This is a genomic window from Bordetella petrii (assembly GCF_020991325.1).
Classification (GTDB): Bacteria; Pseudomonadota; Gammaproteobacteria; order Burkholderiales; family Burkholderiaceae_B; genus Bordetella_A; species Bordetella_A petrii_E.
On the sequence record NZ_JAJMLX010000352.1, the window covers coordinates 1 to 4,143 of the forward strand.

Consider the following 4,143-nt stretch of genomic DNA (forward strand, 5'->3'; position numbering starts at 1 on the left):
CGCGGAAGCAGCGCCGGGCCAGGCCGATCCGGCGCCTGACAGCGCAGCCGAGCGCCTGACGGCGCCGGGCGGATACTGGATATTCTTCGGCATCTGCGCGGCGCTGCTGGCGATTTTCTACGTGCTGCTGACCTGGGCCCGGCTGGAAATCTTCAAGATGCTGATGGGCTCGTTCTTCCCGCTGGCCCTGATGATCGCGGCGGTGCTGGGGTCCATTACCTTCGGGCTGGCCACGCCCAGCGAAGCGGCCGCCATGGGGGCCATGGGCGGCGCCCTGCTGGCGCTGGCCTACCGGCGCCTGAACATGCCCATATTGAAGGAATCGGTGTTCCTGACAGCCAAGACCAGCGCCATGGTGTGCTGGCTGTTCGTCGGGTCGTCGATATTCTCGGCGGCTTTCGCCCTGCTGGGCGGCCAGCGCATCATCGAGGAATGGGTATTGTCGCTGGGCCTGACGCCGATCCAGTTCATGCTGCTGGCCCAGGTCATCATCTTCCTGCTGGGCTGGCCGCTGGAATGGACCGAGATCATCGTGATCTTCATGCCCATCTTCGTGCCCCTGCTGATCACATTCGACATCGACCCGCTGTTCTTCGGCCTGCTGGTGGCCCTGAACCTGCAGACGGCATTCCTGTCCCCGCCCGTGGCCATGTCGGCGTTCTACCTGAAGGGCATATCGCCGCCGCATGTGACCCTGAACCAGATTTTCCTGGGCATGCTGCCCTTCATGGGTATCCAGATAGTGGCCATTTTCCTGCTGTATGTCTTCCCGGAAATCGGCCTGTGGCTGCCCACGGTGTTGTACCGTTGAGATTCATCCCGCCTGAACGAAGGAACGCTTGATGCTGCAAACCCTGGAAGTCGCCTACGGGCCGCAAACCGCCGTGGTATGGCTGGCGCGGCCCGATGTGCGCAACGCCCTGGACTCGCGCCTGATTGCCGAGTTGACCGAAACCTTCATGGCGCTGGCCGACGACAGTTCGGTGCGCGCCATCGTGCTGGCAGGACGCGGCAAGGCCTTTTGCGCCGGCGCGGACTTGAACGCCATGCGCGCCAGCGCGCAAGCCACCCAGGACGAGAACCGCGCAGACGCCCAGGCCATGTCCACCCTGCTGCACACCGTCTATACCTGCCCCAAGCCCACCATCGCCCGCATACACGGGCCGTGCATGGCGGGCGGTATGGGCCTGGCCACGGCCTGCGACATTGCCGTGGCCGCACGCGAGGCGCGCTTCGCCCTGACGGAAACCCGCCTGGGGCTGATTCCCGCCATGATCTCGCCTTACGTGCTGCGTGCCATGGGCGCGCGCGCGGCCAGCCGCTGGTTCCTGAGCGCCGAAGTGTTCGATGCCGCCGAGGCCTGGCGCATGGGCCTGGTGCATGAACTGTGCGAGGCCGACGAACTGGACGCGCGCATCAATGCGCTGCTGGGCAGCTTCATGCTGGCCTCGCCGCATGCGCTGGCCGAATCCAAGCGCCTGATCCGCGATGTGGCGGGCCGGGACATCGAGGCTTCATTGCTGGACGAAACCGCCGCGCGCCTGGCGGCCCAGCGGGCCACCGAAGACGGCCGCGAAGGCATCGCCGCCTTCCTGGAAAAACGCGCGCCGCGCTGGGTACCGGAATTGCCGGACGCGGAATGACCGGCAGGCAAGGCGCCAGGCGCCTTGCCTGGGCTAGTGGTGGTGCTCGTCGATGACCAGGTGCGCCATGCCGGGCTCGGTGGCAAGCCCGACCTTCTTGCCGATGGGCAGCGTGGCCTTGGTGGGAATGTGCCCGTACGGCAGGCCGGTAACCACCGGCACTTTCACCGTGCGCCGCAGCCATTGCAGCACGGCGGGCATGTCGTAGCCCGCATCGTGCGCCGCCAGGCGATAGTCGGTGAAATAGCCCAGCACGATGGCCTTCTGGCGTTCCAGCACGCCCGCCTGCCACAACTGCGCCAACATGCGCTCGACCCGGTAGGGATGTTCGGCCACGTCTTCCAGGAACAAGATGCCGCCGCGCACCCGCGGCAGGTACGGCGTGCCCAGCAATGACACCAGGGTGGCCAGGTTGCCGCCCCACAGCGTGCCGCGGCAATCGACCGGGTCGGCATCCTGCGTCTCGAAACTGAGGATCTCCAGTTCGCCCCGCATCAGTTCGCCGAACAGCGCCGCCGTCAGGTCGTCGTATTGCTTGCCGCCGAAATCGGCCACGGCCGTGGCGCCGGAATAGCTGACCGCCCCTGTCTGGGCCAGCAGCGCCAGGTTGAATGCCGTGAAATCGCTCAGGCCCACGAAGCGCTTGCCGCTGTCGGCCATGGCGCGCCAGTCGATGTGCGGCAGCAAACGGCTGAGCCCGTAGCCGCCGCGCGTGGCCATGACGATGGGATGCTTTTGCCGCGCGGCGCGCGCCAGCGCGGCCAGCCTTTGCTTGTCGGTGCCGGCGAAGCGCTGGTGCACGGCCAGGGCCGCGCGGTCGACGGTGGTCTTGAAGCCTTCCTGCGCCAGGCGCTGGCAGGCTTTTTCCACCGAACCCGGCTCGCGCACGGCCGACGACGGCGAAATCAGGTAAATGCCGCCGGCGGCGGGCACATCGCCGTGGCCGTGGTCATGGTCATGGTGATGGCCGCAATCGTCGGCGCAGACATGGCCCTGTTGCCCGTGCGCGGGGCCTGCAATGGTGTTCATGAAACGGATTCCTTGGCGCGGCGCTCGCGGAAGAACCGGCGCAGCAGGTCGCCGCAGGGTTCGGCCAGCACGCCGCCCGTGATGGTGGTGTGATGATTGAGGCGCGCCACGGCTCCCACGTCGAGCACGCTGCCGCAGGCGCCGGTTTTTGGGTCGGCCGCGCCGTAGACGACACGCGCCAGCCGGGCATGCAGCATGGCGCCGATGCACATCACGCAGGGTTCCAAGGTGACGTACAAAGTCAGGCCGGGCAGGCGGTAATTGCTTTGGTGTTGCGCGGCGGCGCGCAGGGCCACGATTTCCGCGTGGGCGGTGGGATCGCTGTCGACGATGGTGCGGTTGTAGCCCGTGCCCAGCACCTGGCCCTGGGCATCGGCCACGACCGCGCCCACCGGCACTTCGCCGATGTCCCAGGCGGCCTGCGCCTGCCGCAGGGCCATCGCCATGAAATCGGCGTCGCCCGGCGCGGGCGCGGCCGGTTCGGGCGCCATGACCACATCAGCCACGGTACACCCGCGATTTCAGGGCGATGCGGCCGGCCAGGCTGGTGACGGCCTCTTCCAGCCATTGGTAGAGTTCGGCGTCTTCGTCGTAGCGCGCCTGGTTCAGGTTGGATACGCGCCCTTCTTCGATGAAGCCCCAGGCGCGGCTGCGCTTGTCGCGGTGTTTGGGATCCCACACGCCGAAGGCGAATCCGCCAGCGCGGCGGATCAGGGAAAAACACGGAATGTCGGTATAGCCGTCGCCCACGAACACCATCTGGTCGAAAGGCACGCGCAGGCGGTCTTCAGGCACCTTGCGGTTGACCTCGAACGGTTTGTTGCGGAACTCGCGTCCGATGATGCCCTTCTGGATGTGGAACAGATAACGGGTTTTATCGGTGAAACTGACCAAGCGGCGCGGGAAGGTAATGCCGCCGTCGTCGCCATAGACGAATTCGGATGCCCAGATTTCGGTGAACTCATGCGCGATGGGCGTGGCGCGCACCACGTCGCCGATGCCGCTGGAAATCAGGTAGAACTCGAGCTGCACCTGCGGATGCTCGGCGCGCACCGCCGCGCGCAGGCGCTGGAACAAAGTGGGCACGCCATCGTGCAGCGGCAGCCGGGCGCCCCATTCTTCCAGGCGCTGCCGGGTGATCAGGCCATGGGTGCCGCCGCGCGATAGTTCGATCATCTGGTGCAGGTAGGCCGGAACCGGGTCCCAGTCCTGGTTGGCAAGCAAGGGGCCTACCTTGTCCTTCCAGAATGCGGCCGTGTCCACCTCCAGGCTGTCTAGGAAGCCAGACGTGCTGTCGGGGGCCAGCGTGTCGTCGAAGTCGAATATCAGGGCGATGACGTCGGACATGGGTGCGGCGAAAAGTCGGCGATAGGCGACATTTTGCCTGAATGCAGCCGCGGGCGGGGCCGCGGCTGCCGTGCCCCGCGGTTTGCCCTAGCGCACCGGTACCGGCGCGGCGGGCGTGCCCGGC

General features: G+C 66.8%; 5 protein-coding genes. 2 read left to right on the plus strand and 3 right to left on the minus strand.

Annotation, left to right across the window (positions count from 1 at the left end; translation table 11 throughout):
* A partial coding sequence (locus LPZ50_RS22650) for a TRAP transporter large permease subunit (protein WP_230665080.1) occupies positions 1–811 on the plus strand: 811 nt, incomplete at its 5' end.
* Between the two features lie 31 nt (positions 812–842).
* A complete protein-coding gene (locus LPZ50_RS22655) occupies positions 843–1,643 on the plus strand; it encodes an enoyl-CoA hydratase/isomerase family protein (protein ID WP_230665081.1) in 801 nt (266 codons plus the stop codon).
* A 33-nt stretch (positions 1,644–1,676) separates the two neighbouring features.
* On the opposite strand, the gene LPZ50_RS22660 is transcribed toward LPZ50_RS22655, so the two are convergent.
* From LPZ50_RS22660 to LPZ50_RS22670, 3 genes are read right to left on the minus strand one after another with little or no spacing between them, the layout of a single operon-like run.
* Positions 1,677–2,672, minus strand: coding sequence for an LD-carboxypeptidase (locus LPZ50_RS22660; RefSeq protein ID WP_230665082.1), 996 nt, complete (start codon positions 2,670–2,672; stop codon positions 1,677–1,679).
* Positions 2,669–3,163 (minus strand): tRNA adenosine(34) deaminase TadA, encoded by a 495-nt coding sequence (tadA, locus tag LPZ50_RS22665; protein WP_230665083.1) that lies wholly within the window; start codon positions 3,161–3,163, stop codon positions 2,669–2,671. The genes LPZ50_RS22660 and tadA overlap by 4 nt, the downstream gene beginning before the upstream one ends.
* 7 nt (positions 3,164–3,170) lie before the next feature.
* Entirely contained in the window at positions 3,171–4,019 is an 849-nt protein-coding gene (locus LPZ50_RS22670; RefSeq protein ID WP_230665084.1) for an HAD family hydrolase, read from the minus strand.
* Positions 4,020–4,143 lie beyond the last annotated feature (124 nt).

What these genes read in the sequence shown, in the direction of transcription:
- LPZ50_RS22655 (WP_230665081.1), top strand. Translation starts at nt 843, where the DNA reads ATGCTGCAAACCCTGGAAGTCGCCTACGGGCCGCAAACCGCCGTGGTA.
- LPZ50_RS22660 (WP_230665082.1), bottom strand. Translation starts at nt 2,672, where the DNA reads ATGAACACCATTGCAGGCCCCGCGCACGGGCAACAGGGCCATGTCTGC.
- tadA (WP_230665083.1), bottom strand. Translation starts at nt 3,163, where the DNA reads ATGGCGCCCGAACCGGCCGCGCCCGCGCCGGGCGACGCCGATTTCATG.
- LPZ50_RS22670 (WP_230665084.1), bottom strand. Translation starts at nt 4,019, where the DNA reads ATGTCCGACGTCATCGCCCTGATATTCGACTTCGACGACACGCTGGCC.